Origin of the sequence: Mesorhizobium sp. M7A.F.Ca.CA.004.06.1.1 (assembly GCF_003999135.1) — a bacterium.
In the GTDB taxonomy this organism is placed as follows: Bacteria; Pseudomonadota; Alphaproteobacteria; order Rhizobiales; family Rhizobiaceae; genus Mesorhizobium.
The window spans coordinates 1-15,316 of sequence record NZ_RZPQ01000061.1 but is presented as its reverse complement, the minus strand read 5'-3'; the positions used below and the strand labels follow the sequence as shown (position 1 = coordinate 15,316).

At 64.6% G+C, this 15,316-nt stretch carries 13 protein-coding genes; 7 read left to right on the top strand and 6 right to left on the bottom strand.

Translation table 11 applies throughout. From position 1 onward, the window contains the following. Positions 1-56 precede the first annotated feature (56 nt). The 3 genes from EN906_RS06555 to EN906_RS06545 all read left to right on the top strand — a co-directional run bounded on the left by EN906_RS06555 (position 57) and on the right by EN906_RS06545 (position 4,412). On the top strand, positions 57-2,429 hold the full coding sequence (locus EN906_RS06555; protein ID WP_127301705.1) for an aldehyde dehydrogenase family protein: 2,373 nt from the start codon (positions 57-59) through the stop codon (positions 2,427-2,429). Between the two features lie 187 nt (positions 2,430-2,616). Continuing rightward, the gene (locus EN906_RS06550) at positions 2,617-3,348 is read left to right on the top strand and encodes an SDR family oxidoreductase (protein ID WP_127272470.1); all 732 of its coding nucleotides are present in this window, start codon (positions 2,617-2,619) and stop codon (positions 3,346-3,348) included. A gap of 218 nt (positions 3,349-3,566) precedes the next feature. Then, a complete protein-coding gene (locus EN906_RS06545; RefSeq protein WP_127271132.1) occupies positions 3,567-4,412 on the top strand; it encodes a fumarylacetoacetate hydrolase family protein in 846 nt (281 codons plus the stop codon). A gap of 165 nt (positions 4,413-4,577) precedes the next feature. Here the strand turns inward: EN906_RS06545 and EN906_RS06540 are convergent, their stop codons facing one another. The 6 genes from EN906_RS06540 to EN906_RS06510 form a co-directional block, all read right to left on the bottom strand. Continuing rightward, complete coding sequence (locus tag EN906_RS06540; RefSeq protein WP_127272471.1) at positions 4,578-5,576, bottom strand: ABC transporter ATP-binding protein; 999 nt, start codon at positions 5,574-5,576, stop codon at positions 4,578-4,580. A gap of 226 nt (positions 5,577-5,802) precedes the next feature. After that, positions 5,803-6,864: a Gfo/Idh/MocA family oxidoreductase gene (locus EN906_RS06530; RefSeq protein WP_127269380.1), complete on the bottom strand. Its 1,062-nt coding sequence runs from the start codon at positions 6,862-6,864 to the stop codon at positions 5,803-5,805. After that, the gene (locus EN906_RS06525) at positions 6,861-7,700 is read right to left on the bottom strand and encodes a carbohydrate ABC transporter permease (RefSeq protein ID WP_127265686.1); all 840 of its coding nucleotides are present in this window, start codon (positions 7,698-7,700) and stop codon (positions 6,861-6,863) included. The genes EN906_RS06530 and EN906_RS06525 overlap by 4 nt, the downstream gene beginning before the upstream one ends. Positions 7,701-7,711: 11 nt before the next feature. Beyond that, on the bottom strand, positions 7,712-8,641 hold the full coding sequence (locus EN906_RS06520) for a sugar ABC transporter permease (RefSeq protein WP_127269379.1): 930 nt from the start codon (positions 8,639-8,641) through the stop codon (positions 7,712-7,714). Positions 8,642-8,886: 245 nt separating this feature from the next. Beyond that, positions 8,887-10,146 carry an ABC transporter substrate-binding protein gene (locus EN906_RS06515; RefSeq protein WP_127269378.1) on the bottom strand — a complete coding sequence of 420 codons (1,260 nt, stop codon included), beginning with the start codon at positions 10,144-10,146 and terminating at the stop codon, positions 8,887-8,889. A gap of 2 nt (positions 10,147-10,148) precedes the next feature. Beyond that, entirely contained in the window at positions 10,149-11,108 is a 960-nt protein-coding gene (locus EN906_RS06510; protein WP_127272472.1) for an N-acetylmuramic acid 6-phosphate etherase, read from the bottom strand. Positions 11,109-11,306: 198 nt separating this feature from the next. On the opposite strand from EN906_RS06510, the gene EN906_RS06505 reads away from it, so the two are divergent. The 4 genes from EN906_RS06505 to nagA are packed head-to-tail and all read left to right on the top strand — an operon-like array spanning position 11,307 to position 15,194. Then, entirely contained in the window at positions 11,307-12,188 is an 882-nt protein-coding gene (locus EN906_RS06505; protein ID WP_127267935.1) for an N-acetylglucosamine kinase, read from the top strand. After that, positions 12,185-12,967: a GntR family transcriptional regulator gene (locus tag EN906_RS06500; RefSeq protein WP_027040192.1), complete on the top strand. Its 783-nt coding sequence runs from the start codon at positions 12,185-12,187 to the stop codon at positions 12,965-12,967. Before EN906_RS06505 ends, EN906_RS06500 begins: the two co-directional genes overlap by 4 nt. A gap of 17 nt (positions 12,968-12,984) precedes the next feature. Next, a complete protein-coding gene (locus EN906_RS06495; RefSeq protein WP_164748800.1) occupies positions 12,985-14,019 on the top strand; it encodes an SIS domain-containing protein in 1,035 nt (344 codons plus the stop codon). Continuing rightward, a complete protein-coding gene (gene nagA, locus EN906_RS06490; RefSeq protein WP_127267933.1) occupies positions 14,016-15,194 on the top strand; it encodes an N-acetylglucosamine-6-phosphate deacetylase in 1,179 nt (392 codons plus the stop codon). Before EN906_RS06495 ends, nagA begins: the two co-directional genes overlap by 4 nt. The last annotated feature ends 122 nt before the right edge of the window (positions 15,195-15,316 follow it).

The window sequence follows — 15,316 nt, the reverse complement described above, 5'->3', positions numbered from 1 at the left end:
CGATCGGCCTTGCCGATCGACCCTCCCCACAAGGGGGAGGGTGAAGGAGGCACCTGATGAACATCCTCGACCGCTATCACGCCATGGAGTACGGCCCGGCGCCGGAAGCCCGCAACGAGGCCGACGCCTGGCTTGCCGCGCGCGATTTTTCCAAGGCGCTGTTCATCGGCGGCGACTGGAAAGCCGCGTCCGGCGGCAAGACCTTCGAGACCAGCGAGCCCTCCTCCGGCAAGCTGCTGGCCAAGGTCTCGGACGCCAATGCCGCCGACATCGACGCGGCGGTGGCGGCGGCCACCAAGGCGTTGCCGAAATGGTCGGCAGCCTCGGGCTATGTCAGGGCCAAGGTGCTTTATGCCATCGGCCGCGCCATGCAGCGCCACCAGCGCCTGTTCGCGGTGCTTGAGACAATCGACAATGGCAAGCCGATCCGCGAAAGCCGCGACATCGACGTGCCGCTGGCGATCCGCCATTTCATCCATCATGCCGGCTGGGCGCAGGCGCTGGACAAGGATTTCCCCGGCCACAAGGGCGTCGGCGTCGTCGGCCAGATCATCCCGTGGAACTTTCCGCTGCTGATGCTGGCCTGGAAGATCGCGCCGGCGCTCGCCGCCGGCTGCACGGTGGTGCTGAAGCCGGCCGAGTTCACGCCGCTGACATCAATCCTGTTCGCCGAGATCTGCGAACGCGCCGGCGTGCCGAAAGGCGTCGTCAACATCGTCCAGGGCGGACCTGAGGCCGGCGTGGCCATCGTCAACCATCCCGGCATCCAGAAGATCGCCTTCACCGGCTCTTCCGAGGTCGGCAAGATCATCAGGAAAGCCACTGCGGGGTCCGGGAAAAAACTGTCGCTGGAGCTCGGCGGCAAGTCGGCCTTCATCGTCTTCGAGGATGCCGATCTCGACAGCGCCGTCGAAGGCCTGGTCGACGGTATCTGGTTCAACCAGGGGCAGGTCTGCTGCGCCGGCTCGCGCCTGCTGGTGCAGGAAGGCATCGCCGACGCCCTGATCGCCAAGGTCAAGACGCGGATGAGCCGGCTGCGCGTCGGCAGCCCGCTCGACAAGAACACCGATATCGGCCCGCTGGTCGACTTGACCCAGCTTGACCGCGTCAAGGGCCTGGTTGCCGAAGGCGCCAGGCAGGGCGCCGTCTGCTGGCAGCCGGATGCGGCGCTGCCGTCTTCCGGCTACTACCATCTGCCGACGCTCGCCACAGGTGTTTCGCCGGCTAACATATTGGCACAAGAAGAGGTGTTCGGCCCTGTTCTGGCGACCATGACCTTCCGCAACACCGAGGAAGCGATCGAGCTAGCCAACAACACGCGCTATGGCCTCGCCGCCTCGGTGTGGAGCGAGAACGTCAACCTTGCTTTGCACGTCGCGCCGCAATTGAAGGCCGGCGTGGTCTGGGTCAACGGCACCAACATGTTCGACGCCGCCTGTGGCTTCGGCGGCTACCGCGAGAGCGGTTTCGGCCGCGAGGGCGGGCGCGAGGGCATGTTCGAATATCTCACGGCAAAGCTGCCGCTCGGCCCGGTCATCAAGCCGGCGACGACCTCCGCACAGCCAGTCGAGCAGGCCGACGGCTCGGCAATCGACCGCACCGCAAAGCTGTTCATCGGCGGCAAGCAGGTTCGGCCGGACGGCAATTATTCGCTCGCCATCGCCACCGCCAAGGGCAAGCTTGCCGGCGAAGTTGGGCTCGGCAGCCGCAAGGATATCCGCGATGCCGTCTCTGCCGCCCGCGGTGCCAAGGCCTGGCCGGAGGCGACCGCCTATAACAGGTCCCAGGTGCTCTATTATCTGGCCGAGAATCTTTCCGGCCGTGCCGGCGAGTTCGCCGCCCGTCTCACCGAATTGACCGGCGCTACGCCCAAGGCCGCGCGGGAAGAGGTAGAACAATCCATTGAACGGCTGTTCCTCTATGCCGGTCTGGCCGACAAGTTCGAGGGCCGCGTGCACCAGCCGCCGGCGCGTGCCGTGACGCTGGCGCTTCATGAACCGGTCGGCGTCGTCGGCATCGTCGCCCCCGATAGCTCGCCGCTGCTCGGTCTGATCTCGCTGGTCGCACCGGCGCTGGCCATGGGCAACACCGTGGTTGCGGTGCCGTCGGAGCGCTACCCGCTGCTGGCCACCGATCTCTACCAGGTCATCGAATATTCCGACATTCCCTCAGGCGCCATCAACATCGTCACCGGCCGCAGCGCCGAACTTGCCGGCGTGCTGGCCAAGCATGACGATGTCGACGGGCTCTGGGTGTTCGCCGACGCAGAGACCTGCGCCAAGGCGGAGGCAGAGTCCATCGGCAACCTCAAGCGCGTCTGGAGCGGCAATGGCCGCAGCCTCGACTGGGCATCCGACGAAGCCGCCGGCGACGCCTTCCTGCGCCGCGCCGTCGAGGTCAAGAATGTCTGGGTGCCTTACGGCGATTGATGTCCCGCCGGTGCTGTCGAGATCGTGTTCGGGCTTGACGCACGGACAGATGTTCTTTAACGAGAAAAAACATCTTTATCAGTGAACGGTCAACGGCGCAGGCTGCACGATCACGCGTGACTGGCACATGACGCCTTGGCCAGCCGCAGGTAGACCCGGACTATCCCCAGCGGACGAGGAGAACAGTATGTCGGATCTGGCAGGCAAGGTCGTTGTCGTCACGGCAGCGGCGCAAGGCATCGGCAAGGCGAGCGCACTGGCGTTCGCAAAAGCTGGCGCCATCGTCCACGCCACCGACATCAACGAGGCACTGCTGGCGGAACTCGCCAGGACGCCGGGGATCAAGACCCGCAAGCTGGACGTACTCAACGACGAAGCCGTCAACGCCGCCTTTGCCGAGATCGGCGTCGTCGACGTTCTGTTCAATTGCGCCGGTTTCGTCCATTCCGGCTCGATCCTCGAGATGAAGGAAGCCGATCTCGATTTCGCGCTGGATCTCAATGTTCGCGCCATGATCCGCACCAGCCGGGCCGTGCTGCCCGGCATGCTGGAACGCGGCGACGGATCGATCATCAACATGGCCTCGCTGGCCAGTTCAACCAAGGGCGTGCCCAACCGCTTCGTCTATGGCCTGACCAAGGCCGCCGTCATCGGCCTGACCAAGGCGATCGCCGCCGACTATGTCGGCAAGGGTATACGCTGCAACGCCATCTGCCCCGGCACGGTCGAGAGCCCGTCGCTGCAGGACCGCATGCACGCGCAAGGCGACTACGATGCCGCCCGCGCAGCCTTCATCGCCCGCCAGCCGATGGGCCGGCTCGGCACGCCGGAGGAGATCGCGGATCTCGCCGTCTATCTGGCCGGCGCCACCTATACGTCAGGGCAGGCCTACAATATCGATGGCGGCTGGTCGATCTGACTGCGGAAATCTTGCCGAGCCGGACGATCTGGCCCTTTCCCGGCGTTTGACAGGGGATCGAAGAGTCTGAAAATCCCGCGCGCCGGCTATCTTGTATGGCGATCGCGCTTGTCCGTAGTCAGGTCGATGGGTACGGTCCGCCGGTTCCTTGAAGGCGCAATCGCCTTGGCGGAAAGTTTGCAAAAGGCCACGAGGCCGCAATCAGGAGAAGGATTTAGATGAAACTGCTGCGCTATGGCGAGGTGGGAAGCGAACGTCCCGGCCTGCTCGATGCGGATGGAACGATCCGTGATCTCTCCGCTCACGTCACCGATATCGGCGGCAAGACGCTCGACCCGGCATCGCTGGCGGCACTGGCCAAGCTCGATCCGAAGTCGCTGCCGGCGGTTTCCGGCAGCCCGCGCCTTGGCGCCTGCGTTGCCGGCACCGGCAAGTTCATCTGCATCGGCCTCAACTATTCCGACCATGCCGCCGAAACCGGCGCCACCGTGCCGCCGGAGCCGATCATCTTCATGAAGGCAAGCTCGGCCATTGTCGGGCCGGATGACGACGTGCTGATCCCGCGCGGCTCGGAGAAGACCGACTGGGAAGTCGAACTGGCCGTAATCATCGGCAAAACCGCCAAGTATGTCAGCGAGGCCGATGCGCTCGACTATGTTGCCGGCTATAGCGTTGCCCACGACGTCTCCGAGCGCGCCTTCCAGGCCGAGCGGCAGGGCCAGTGGACCAAGGGCAAGAGCTGCGACACGTTCGGCCCGACCGGCCCATGGCTGGTAACCAAGGACGAAGTGGCCGATCCGCAGAACCTCAAAATGTGGCTGACGGTCAACGGCAAGACGATGCAGAACGGCTCGACCAAGACCATGGTCTATGGCGTCAAGTATCTGGTTTCCTATCTCAGCCAGTTCATGTCGCTGCACCCCGGCGACATCATCTCCACCGGCACGCCGCCCGGCGTCGGGCTGGGCATGAAGCCGCCGGTGTTCTTGAAGGCCGGCGATGTGGTGGAGCTGGGAATCGAGGGCCTGGGCCAGCAGAAGCAGACGTTCAAGGCTGATTTGTAGGCACTACATTTCGGGGTCAGCGCTGCCCCCTCATCCGGCCGCTTCGCGGCCACCTTCTCCCCGCTGGGGAGAAGAGGTGAGCGGCGGCGCTGACAATCTCCTCTCCCCTCGGGGAGAGGTCAGCCGAGCGAAGCGGAGGCTGGGTGAGGGGGGTGCGCCGCCGCGCTACTTCAGCACTTTCCCATCCGCACCAAACCGATACGTCTTCCCCGGATCCGGCGTCGCATACAGCGTCGCACCCGGCTCGGCATCATAAACACCGAAAATCCGCACGGTAATCAGACCGGCCTTCTCGCAATCGAGATAAAGGTTGGTGTCGGCGCCGAGGTGCTCGGCGTGCACCACCGTTCCCTTCCAGGCGCCGGATTTCGGATCGACGGTCAAATGTTCCGGCCGCACGCCGATGGTCTTGGCGGTTTCGCCAAGCCTGGCGCCGTCGACGAAATTCATCTTCGGTGAGCCTATGAAGCCGGCGACGAACTCATTTGCCGGCGAATTGTAGAGCTCCATCGGGCCACCGATCTGCTCGATTTTCCCTGCGTTGAGCACCACGATCTTGTCGGCCAGCGTCATCGCCTCGACCTGGTCGTGGGTGACGTAGATCATCGTTGCCTTCAGCCGGCGATGCAGCTGCGCGATCTCCAGCCTTGTGTTGACGCGCAGTGCCGCATCGAGGTTGGACAATGGCTCGTCGAAGAGAAAAAGCTTGGGTTCGCGCACCACGGCGCGGCCGATGGCGACGCGCTGACGCTGGCCGCCGGAGAGTTCGGCCGGCCGCCTTTCGAGATAGGGCTCCAGCGACAGCATCGACGAGGCGATGCCGATGCGGCGCTCGATCTCCGGGGCGGGCGTGCCGGCCTGCTTGAGGCCAAGGCCCATATTGTTCTTCACCGTCAGATGCGGGTAGAGCGCATAGGTCTGGAACACCATGGCGATGCCGCGCTTGGCCGGCGGCGTGGCCGAGACGTCCGCGCCGTCGATCACAACACGGCCCGAGGTCGAATCCTCCAGTCCGGCAATGACCCTGAGCAAGGTCGACTTACCGCAGCCGGAGGGGCCGACGAAGACAACGAACTCGCCGTCGTTCACTTCGAGGTTGATGCCCTTCAGCACCTCGACCGGCCCAAAGGCCTTCTTCACGTTCTCGATGTTCAGCGAGCCCACTTCGTTCCTCCGGATTGGAATGTGGGCGCCAAGACACCCCCCTCTGGCCTGCCGGCCATCTCCCCCTCAAGTGGGGAGATTGGCAGCTTTGACGCCGCCGCACTCTTTTCAACGTTGGTGATTGGCGAAGGCCGTGCCGAAAGCTGATCTCCCCCCTTGAGGGGGAGATGGCCAGCAGGCCAGAGGGGGGCGCCGTAGAGCGCAGCCCCTGACGACAATTCCCTGATCACAACCGCACCGCCTTTCCACTGCGCACGCTCTCGTCGGCTGCAAGGCAGACGGCGAGCGATTTGACCGCGTCGTCCATATGTTTGGTGAGATCGAGATCCTCGCGGATCGCCTTCAGCACGAAGGCCTGTTCGAGGTCGCAGAGATCCTGATGGCCGGGTTCGCCCTCCATCGACAGCATCTCGTCGGCCTTGAGAAACTTGCCGTCCGCGCCGGTCGCCGCACTGTGCAGGCGGATGGTCGAGGTCTTGGTGTGGGTGTCGATGTCATCGGACTTCACACCTTCCTTCATGACGATCGACACGCAGCCATTGGGCGAGATGACGTCCTTCACGAAGAACGCCGTTTCCGAAATCATCGGACCCCAGCCGGCTTCGTACCAGCCGACCGAGCCGTCGTCGAACAGCACCTGCAGATGGCCGTAATTGTACATCGACTGCGCCACCTCGTCGGACAGCCGCACGCCCATGCCACGCACCTCGATCGGCTTCGCATCGGTGATCTGCAGCATGACGTCGAGATAGTGCACGCCGCAGTCGACGATCGGCGACGTCGTCTGCATCAACTGCTTGTGCGTCTCCCAGGTGTGGCCTGAGGATTGCTGGTTGAGGTTCATGCGAAAGACGTAGGGGCCGCCTAGCTTGCGGGCTTCGGCGATCAGCCTGATCCAGGACGGGTGATGGCGCAGGATGTAGCCAATCACCAGCTTCCTGCCATTGGCCTTCGCCGCCGCGACGACGCGCCTGGCGTCGGCCACCGTCGTTGCCAGCGGCTTCTCGACGAAGACGTGGCAACCGGCCTCGAACGCCCTCACCGCATAGTCGGCATGGCTGTCGGAATAGGTGGCGATGCAGGCGACATCGGGCTTTTCCTCGCGCAACGCCTCGTCGAAGGAGCGCCTGATGCCGTAATCCGACAGCCCGTCCGGCAGCGGCACGTCGGAGCGATTGATCAGCGCCGCGATCTGGAAACCTGGATTGGTATGGTAGGCCAGCGCATGGCTGCGACCCATATTGCCGAGGCCGGCAATGACGACGCGGAGGGGTGTTTCAGAGTTCACTTGACGGCTCCGGACGTGATGCCGCGGATCAGCTGCCGCGAGAAGATGACGTAGAGGATCAGCACCGGCATGATCGCCAGCGACAGGGCTGCCAGGATGGCGTTCCAGTTGGTGACGAACTGGCCGAGGAACAGCTGGGCGCCGAGCGTCACCGTCTTGGTTTCTTCCGACGGCGCCAGGATCAGCGGGAACCACAGATCGTTCCAGATCGGGATCATGGTGAAAACGGCGACGGTCGCCATCGAGGGCCTGACCAGCGGCAGCACCAGCCGGAAGAAGATGGTGTATTCGGACAGGCCGTCGATGCGGCCGGCATTCTTCAGATCGTCGGAGACCTGCTTCATGAACTCCGACAGGATGAACACGGCAAGCGGCAGGCCTTGCGCGGTGTAGACCAGGATCAGCGCCGTCAGCGTGTTGACCAGCCCGCTCGCCACCATCAATTGCAGGATGGCGACGGTGCCCAGCCGGATCGGGATCATGATGCCGAGCGCCAGGTAGAGCCCCATCAGCGAGTTGCCGCGGAAGCGGTATTCCGACAGGGCGAACGCCGCCATGGCGCCGAACAGGAGCACGAAGAACAGCGAGGCGACGGTGACGACGAGGCTGTTCTGGAAATAGTGGATGAAGTCGCCCTGGCCGATGACGGTCGTGTAGCCGATCAGGTCGAAGGTTTTTGGCGTCGGCGGCGTCAAAGGCGCGCCGAAGATGCCGGCGCGGGACTTGAACGAGTTCATGATGACGAGGATCACCGGAAACAGCGCGATCACCGTGTAGGTCAAAAGGATCGCGTGGGCGCCGATGGTGCGGGGCACGGAACGGGTGGCGGTGCTCATCTCTCGGCCCCTCAGAACTGGTAGCGACGCAGGCGCGTCTGGACGAGGAAGAGGTAGACGCAGACGCCGCCGAGGATGATCAGGAACATCATCGTGGCGATCGCCGCGCCCATATTGGGGTCGCCGGTCTGCAGCTGGAAGCCGAAGAAGGCGCGGTAGAGGAAGGTGCCTAAAATGTCGGTCGAATAGTTCGGCCCGGCGAGCGCGCCTTGCGCGGTGTAGATCAGGTCGAAGGCGTTGAAATTGCCGACGAAGGTGAGGATCGAGATGATGCCGATCGACGGCAGGATCAGCGGCAGCTTGATCTTCCAGAATTGCGACAGGCCGGTAATCCCGTCGCATTCCGCGGCCTCGATCACCTCTTCGGGGATCGACAGCAGTGCCGCGTAGATCAGCATCATCGGGATGCCGACGAACTGCCACACCGAGATCAGGCTGAGTGCGGTCAGTGCATATTGCTCCTTGCCGAGCCATGGCGTGAACAGGCTTTTCAGGCCGACGAGGTCCATCAGATGCGGCGCCACGCCCCACAACGGGGACAGGATCAGCTTCCAGGCGAAACCGACGATAACGAAGGACAGGATGGTCGGCACGAAGATCGCCGTGCGGTAGAAAGCCGCGAATCTCAGTTTCGGACTGGACAGAAGCGCGGCCAGCATGACGCCGATCGGGTTCTGCACGATCATGTGGATGATGAAGAACCAGACATTGTTCCTCAGCGCGTTCCAGAAACCCACCGACCAGTTGGGGTCGCCGAACAGCGTGCGGAAGTTTTCCAGCCCGACGAAGACCTGGTGCTGCTCGATGTTGCGGAACAGCGACAGCTGCAGCGTGCCGGCGAGCGGCAGGATCATGATCGCCGTGTAGACAAGCACCGCCGGCGCCAGGAAGACGCCTATATGCCAGCGGAACGGTCTTTTCGGTCTGATATCTGCGGCCATGAGTTCGGTCCCCGCCGTTTAGGTCTCGGCAAATGCCGCCAAAGGCGCGGCGCCTCCCTCCCCCTCGAGGGGAGGGTGCCTCGCGAAGCGAGGCGGGTGGGGTCGGTCAAGGCAGCGCGCCATCGACATTTGACCGCGCTTTCCAGCAACGATCAAGTCGCGGCCTGCCTCCACCGACCCCCTCTGTCGCCTTCGGCGACATCTCCCCCTCGAGGGGGGAGATAAAGCAGCGCTCAGCCGAGCTCTTACTTGGCCGGCTTGTACCAGCTGTCGAGACCGGTCTGCAGCTTCTTGGCCGCGGCTTCCGGCGTATCGGTGCCGTTGATGACGTTGGCCGATTCAACCCAGGTCTCGTTCTCGAGGTTCGGCGTGCCACGCGACAGGATCTGGTAGGTCGAGCGGATGGTCGACTTGCACTTGCCGCGCCAGGAGACGAATTCCTGCGCCAGCGGGTCTTCCATCTTCACCGGCGAGGAGTTCAGGCTGAAGAAGCCCGGCAGCGCGTTGGCGTAGATGGTGGCGAAGTCGGGCGAGGCGACCCAGGACAGGAAGGTCTTGGCCGCATCGGCGTTCTTCGAAGCCGCGTTCAGGCCCATGCCGATATCGGTATGGTCTGATATGTAGCAGGTGTCGCCGGCCTTCTCGACCGGCGGCGGGAAGGCGCCCATCTTGAACTGGGCCTGGGTGTTGAACAGGCCGATTTCCCACGAGCCGGCCGGGTAGATGGCGGCGCGGCCGAGCGTGAACAGGTTCTGGCTGTCCGGATAGGTCTGCGCCTCGAAGCCGTCGCCGAGATAAGGCTTCCACTTGGCCAGTTCCTCATACGGCGCGACCCAGTCCTTGTCGGTCAGCTTCTGCTCGCCCTTGATCAGTGCTGCGCGGCCGTCCTCGCCCTTCCAGTAGTTGGGGCCGATGTTCTGGTAGCCCATGGTCGCGGCTTCCCAGAGATCCTTGGTGCCCATCGCCATCGGGATGTAGGTGCCGTCGGCCTTGATCTTGTCGAGCGCGGCGAAGAACTCGTCGCGGGTCTCCGGCACCTTGATGCCGAGCTTGTCGAAGGCGTCCTTGTTGTAGATGAAGCCGTGGATGACCGAGGCCATCGGCACGCAGAAGCTCGCCTTGCCGTCGTCGGTCTGCCAGGCGGACTTTGCCACGGGCGAGAAGTTCTCCATGCCGGGCAGCGCCGAGAGATCGGCAAGGTTGCCCTTCTTGAACAGCTCGAGCGACTTGTCGAACGGGCGGCAGGTGATCAGGTCGCCCGCCGAGCCGGCGGCGAGCTTGGCGCCGAGCGCTGCGTCATATTCGGTCGGAGCCGAGGGCGCGAACACCACCTTGATGCCCGGGTTCTTGGCTTCGAAAGCCGGGAGCAGCTTGTCCTTCCAGATGGCAAGGTCGTCACCGCGCCAGCTTTCGATGTTGAGCGTTACGTCTGCGGCAGAAGCAACCCCGGCCGAGCCGAGAATGCTGGTGCCCAAAAGCAGTGCCGTCAGTAGTTTCGTTGTCATGCTCAGTCTCCCTGTTGACCTTTTTCAGGTTCGGTTTTGATGAGAACGGAGGCTTTTGAGCCCTTGCTCCCCTCTATAGCGGAAAGGGCCGGGCGCAGCTTCTGGCCGGCCTCTTCCAGTGTCTTCTGCGCCGCGTCGGTGCTGTCGGCGCCGGCGGCGAGCAGAATGGCGGTCTTGACCGCGCCGCCGCTCTTCTCGAGCAGGCGGGCCGCTTCGTCCGTGCCGCACCCGCTGACGGCGGCGACGATGCGCGCCGCGCGGCCGCGCAGCTTGATGTTGTCGGCCATCAGATTGACCATGTAGCCGTCATGCACATGGCCGAGATGGATGGCGGTCAGCGTCGACAGCATGTTGAGCGCGATCTTCTGGGCGGTGCCGGCGCCCATACGCGTGGAGCCGGCGATCAACTCCGGCGGCGTTTCGAGCAGGATGGCCACATCGGCCAGGCGCAGCAGCGCCGTGTTGCCGTTGTTGGCAATAGCGATTGTGGCGGCGCCCCGAAGCCGGGCGTCCTCGATGGCCCGCACGGCATAGGGCGTCGTGCCGCTGGCGGAAATAGCGATCAGGCAGTCGCCCTTGCCGAGGCCGGCCTCGGCGACCGCTGCCGCAGCCTCCTCGGTATCGTCTTCCGGCCCTCCGGCAAGCGTGCGGAAAGCGTCGTCGCCGCCAGCGATCAGGATAGCGATGCGGTCACGGTGAATGCCGAAGGTGCCCGGCAGTTCCAGCGCATCTGCCAGCGCCATCAGGCCTGAGCTGCCGGCCGCGGCGTAGGCAAGCTTGCCGCCGCTCTTCAGCCTGCCGGCGATGATCTCGGCGGCCCTGGCTATGGATGGAATGGCATGGCGCACGACCTTGGCGGCTTCGATCTGCGCATCGGCCAGATAGGAAAGGATGGCGTCCGGAGGCTGGATATCCAGCCCCTCGGCATTTTTGTGAAGCGCTTCGGTGCGCGTTTCGGCCATCCCGGTTCCTCCAATACCAGAACAATACCAAAAAAATACCACTTGTCCACACGCATTAACGAATTCGCTGGCCGGAAATCGCTGAGCCGGCGAAATTCATAGGATTTTCAATAAAATACGGCTTAATCTTTTTGAAACGGAAATTAACCCTTGGCTATTGGTATTTTATTGGTATTATCCGCCTGGAGGAGAAATCACGTGAATTTCGTGCTCGGAATCGATGGCGGCGGCACCAGCTGCAGGGCCGCCCTGGCAACGGCGGACGGCACGGTGATTGGCCGCGCAAAAAGCGGCGCCGCCAACATCCGCACCGACTTGACCGGCGCCCGCTCGAACATCGTCGAGGCCGCGCGGCAGGCGTTTCTCGCCGCCGGGCAGGATGCGGAACTGATCCCGCAGACGCCGGCCATTCTCGGGCTGGCCGGCGCCAATGTCGGCACCTACCGGCAGCAGCTCGAAGCGATCCTGCCGTTCAGCATCAGCCGCGTCGAGACCGACGCCGAGATCGCACTGGAAGGCGCTGTCGGCTCCGGCGACGGCGCCATGGCGATCCTCGGCACCGGCACCGCCTATATGGCGCGCAGACAAGGCAAATCGCGGGCCATCGGCGGCTGGGGCTTCCAGGTTGGCGACCAGGGCAGCGGCGCCCGTATCGGCCGCGACCTGCTCGAACAGACCCTGCTTGCCTATGACGGCGTCCGCGAAGGTTCGCCGCTGACGCAGAGCATGCTGGCCGTGTTCCGCAACAACCCGGAGGATGTCGTCGAATTCACCACCAATGCCAAGCCGGGCGATTTCGGCGGCTTCGCACCCAAGGTGTTCGAGCATGCCGAGAAGGGTGACAGCGTCGCCAACTGGATCCTCGACAGGGTGGTCGCCGATGTCGAAGCCTCGCTCGGCGCGCTCGATCTCGCCGACGACGCGCCGCTGTGCCTGCTCGGCGGGCTGGCGCCGCTCTACGCGCCGCGCCTGTCTGCCCGTTACCGGGCGCTGCTGAAGCCGCCGCTCGACGACGCGCTGGGCGGCGCGGTGCAGATAGCGGTCCGCCTTTTCGCCGGACACGCGGAGGCAACTCGATGAGCGAGGCCGCCGACCAGATCTTCGCCACGCTCAAACATCAGGCGCAAAGCGGCGCGCCGCTTTATCTGCAGCTTCGCAAGAGCATCGAGGACGCGGTCAATCGCGGCCTCATCGGGCCGGGCGACGCGCTGCCTTCCGAGCGCGACATCGCCACCAAGGCCGATATTTCGCGGGTCACCGTGCGCAAGGCGGTGCAGGACCTGGTCAAGGGCGGCATCCTGGTGCAGCGCCACGGCTCCGGCACCTTCGTGGCGCCGCGCATGGAGCGTGTCGAACAGTCGCTGTCGCGGCTGACCTCGTTCACCGAGGACATGGCGCGGCGCGGCATGGCGGTGCGTTCGGCATGGCTCGACCGCGGCCTTTACGCGCCCTCGCCCGACGAGATGATGGTGCTCGGCCTGTCGTCGAGCGAACTGGTGGCGCGGGTGGCGCGCCTGCGCATTGCCAACGACACGCCGCTGGCGATCGAACGCGCCTCGCTGTCGGCCAGCGTGTTGCCCGATCCGGCCGATATAGGTTCCTCGCTCTACGCGGCGCTGGAATTGACCGGCAACCGGCCGGTGCGGGCGGTGCAGCGCATCTCCGCCGCCAATCTCGGCGACAGCGACGCGCGCCTGCTCGAAGTGCCGCCAGGCATTGCCGGCCTGCACATCGAACGCATTTCCTATCTGGCGAGCGGCAAGGTGATCGAATTCACCCGCTCCATCTACCGAGGCGACGCCTATGATTTCGTCGCCGAACTGCGGCTGACAGGGCCGAGCGAAGAGGGCCGACCATGAGCACGACAAAGCCGACCATGTCGGCAGAAATGACCCATATGCGGCGCGAGATCGAGGAGGTCCCGCAAGCGGTCGCCCGCCTGCTCGACGGCTCCGGCGCCGTGCTGACAGAGGCCGGGCGCGGCATCCGTGAACGTGACCCGCAGTTCGTCGTCACCGTGGCGCGCGGCTCGTCCGACCATGCCGCCACCTTCATGAAATACGCCGTCGAGCTGACCGCCGGCCTGGCCGTCGCATCGGTCGGACCGTCGATCGCCTCGATCTACGGCCGCAAGCTCAGGCTGGCCGGCTCGGCCTGCCTGGCAATCTCGCAGTCGGGCAAGAGCCCCGATATCGTCGCCATGGCCGAAACCGCGCGGGCGGGGGGCGCGCTGACCGTCGCCATCACCAACACCGCCGATTCGCCGCTGGCGCGTGCTTCGGACTATGCGATCGATATCCTGGCCGGCCCCGAGCGCAGCGTCGCGGCCACGAAGACCTTCATCAATTCGGCCGTCGCTGGCCTCGCTCTGATGGCGCATGCCACGGGCGACGACGCGCTGTTGGCCGCACTTGCCCGCCTGCCGGAGCATTTCGGCAAGGCGATCGCCTGCGACTGGATGAGCGTGCTCTCCGAGACGATCGAGAAGCAGAAGTCGCTGTTCATCCTCGGCCGCGGACCGTCGGCGGCGATGGCCAATGAGGCGGCGCTGAAATTCAAGGAGACCTGCGGCATGCATGCCGAGGCCTACAGCGCCGCCGAGGTCATGCACGGCCCGCTGGCGCTGATCGGTCCCGATTTTCCGGTGCTGGCGCTGGCCGCGCGCGACGCCTCCGAACCGTCCATTGCCGAGGCCGCCGACAGCCTGGCGGCCAAGGGCGCGCCGGTGTTCGTCACCTCGGCGCTTGCCAAACGCGCCGTGCGCCTGCCGCATGTCGCCACTGGCCACCCGCTGACCGATCCGCTGACGCTGATCGTCTCCTTCTACATGTTCGTCGAGGCCTTTGCCCGCCATCGCGGTCTCGACCCGGACACGCCGCGCAATCTTCGCAAGGTGACGGAGACAGTATGAGCGATCGCTTTGCCCTGACTGGAGCCCGGATTTTCGACGGCGACGACTGGCATGAAGGCCACGCACTTGTCGTGCGCGACGGTCTCGTCGAGGCTATTTTGCCAACGGGCGCCGTCCCCTCGGATATCCGCGTCGTCGACACCGGCGGCGGCCTTCTGACGCCGGGCTTTGTGGATGTACAGGTCAATGGCGGCGGCGGCGTCATGCTCAACGACCATCCCGATGTCGCTTCCATCGAAACCATTTGTCGCGCGCACGCGCCCTTCGGCACGACGGCGCTGCTGCCGACGCTGATCACCGACACGCCTGCAATCACGGCCGCCGCTGTCGCCGCCGGCGAGGCAGCGGCGCGCCAGAAGGTGCCCGGGTTTCTCGGACTGCATCTCGAAGGCCCGCATCTGTCGGTCGCCCGCAAGGGCGCGCATGATCCGGTGCTGATCCGGCCGATGACGGATGCCGATCAGGCGATGCTGATCGCCGCGCGGCAAAAACTACCGGTGCTGCTCACCACCATTGCCCCTGAATCCGTCGAGCCGGCGCGCGTCGCGGCACTCGCCAGGGCCGGCATCATCGTCAGCCTTGGCCACTCCGATACCGGCTATGCCACCGCCAGCGCCTTTGCCGCGGCCGGCGCCTCAATGGTCACCCATCTGTTCAATGCGATGAGCCAGATCGGCAATCGCGAGCCCGGATTGGTCGGCGCCGCCATCGACATCGGCAGCTTGTCGGCCGGCCTCATCGCCGACGGCATCCATGTCGATCCGGCCACCATCAAGATCGCGCTGCGCGCCAAGCAGGGGCCGGCCAGGATCGTGCTGGTCACCGACGCCATGGCGACAATCGGCACCGAGATGACGTCGTTCACGCTCAACGGCCGCACCATCTATCGAAGGGACGGCAGCCTGAGGCTCGCCGACGGAACGCTGGCGGGCGCCGATCTCGACATGATCTCGGCCGTTCGTTTCATCCACCGCGTCGTCGGGGTCGAGCTTTCCGAGGCTTTGCGCATGGCCTCACTCTATCCGGCGCAAGCAATCGGCCAGTCGCACCGACTTGGCCGATTCGCCAACGGCACGGCTGCGGATATTGTCGCTCTGTCGGACGATCTCGACACGAAGGGCGTCTGGATCGGCGGCGAAAAGGTTTTTGCGGCCGGCTCCGACACTGTGCGTTGATATCAGGTCAAGTCGGCTGACGTCATGAAACCTTTTGATTTTGAGGTCGTTGTCGGAGCGTATGTCCGAGGCGAAACCCAAATTGAAACAGGCCGACGGCATCAAACCGCGCGGTGCCTTGA

Excerpts from the sequence above, each read along its gene's own strand:
- EN906_RS06555 (WP_127301705.1), top strand. The coding sequence starts at position 57 with ATGAACATCCTCGACCGCTATCACGCCATGGAGTACGGCCCGGCGCCG.
- EN906_RS06550 (WP_127272470.1), top strand. The coding sequence starts at position 2,617 with ATGTCGGATCTGGCAGGCAAGGTCGTTGTCGTCACGGCAGCGGCGCAA.
- EN906_RS06545 (WP_127271132.1), top strand. The coding sequence starts at position 3,567 with ATGAAACTGCTGCGCTATGGCGAGGTGGGAAGCGAACGTCCCGGCCTG.
- EN906_RS06525 (WP_127265686.1), bottom strand. The coding sequence starts at position 7,700 with ATGAGCACCGCCACCCGTTCCGTGCCCCGCACCATCGGCGCCCACGCG.
- EN906_RS06520 (WP_127269379.1), bottom strand. The coding sequence starts at position 8,641 with ATGGCCGCAGATATCAGACCGAAAAGACCGTTCCGCTGGCATATAGGC.
- EN906_RS06515 (WP_127269378.1), bottom strand. The coding sequence starts at position 10,146 with ATGACAACGAAACTACTGACGGCACTGCTTTTGGGCACCAGCATTCTC.
- EN906_RS06510 (WP_127272472.1), bottom strand. The coding sequence starts at position 11,108 with ATGGCCGAAACGCGCACCGAAGCGCTTCACAAAAATGCCGAGGGGCTG.
- EN906_RS06500 (WP_027040192.1), top strand. The coding sequence starts at position 12,185 with ATGAGCGAGGCCGCCGACCAGATCTTCGCCACGCTCAAACATCAGGCG.
- EN906_RS06495 (WP_164748800.1), top strand. The coding sequence starts at position 12,985 with ATGTCGGCAGAAATGACCCATATGCGGCGCGAGATCGAGGAGGTCCCG.
- nagA (WP_127267933.1), top strand. The coding sequence starts at position 14,016 with ATGAGCGATCGCTTTGCCCTGACTGGAGCCCGGATTTTCGACGGCGAC.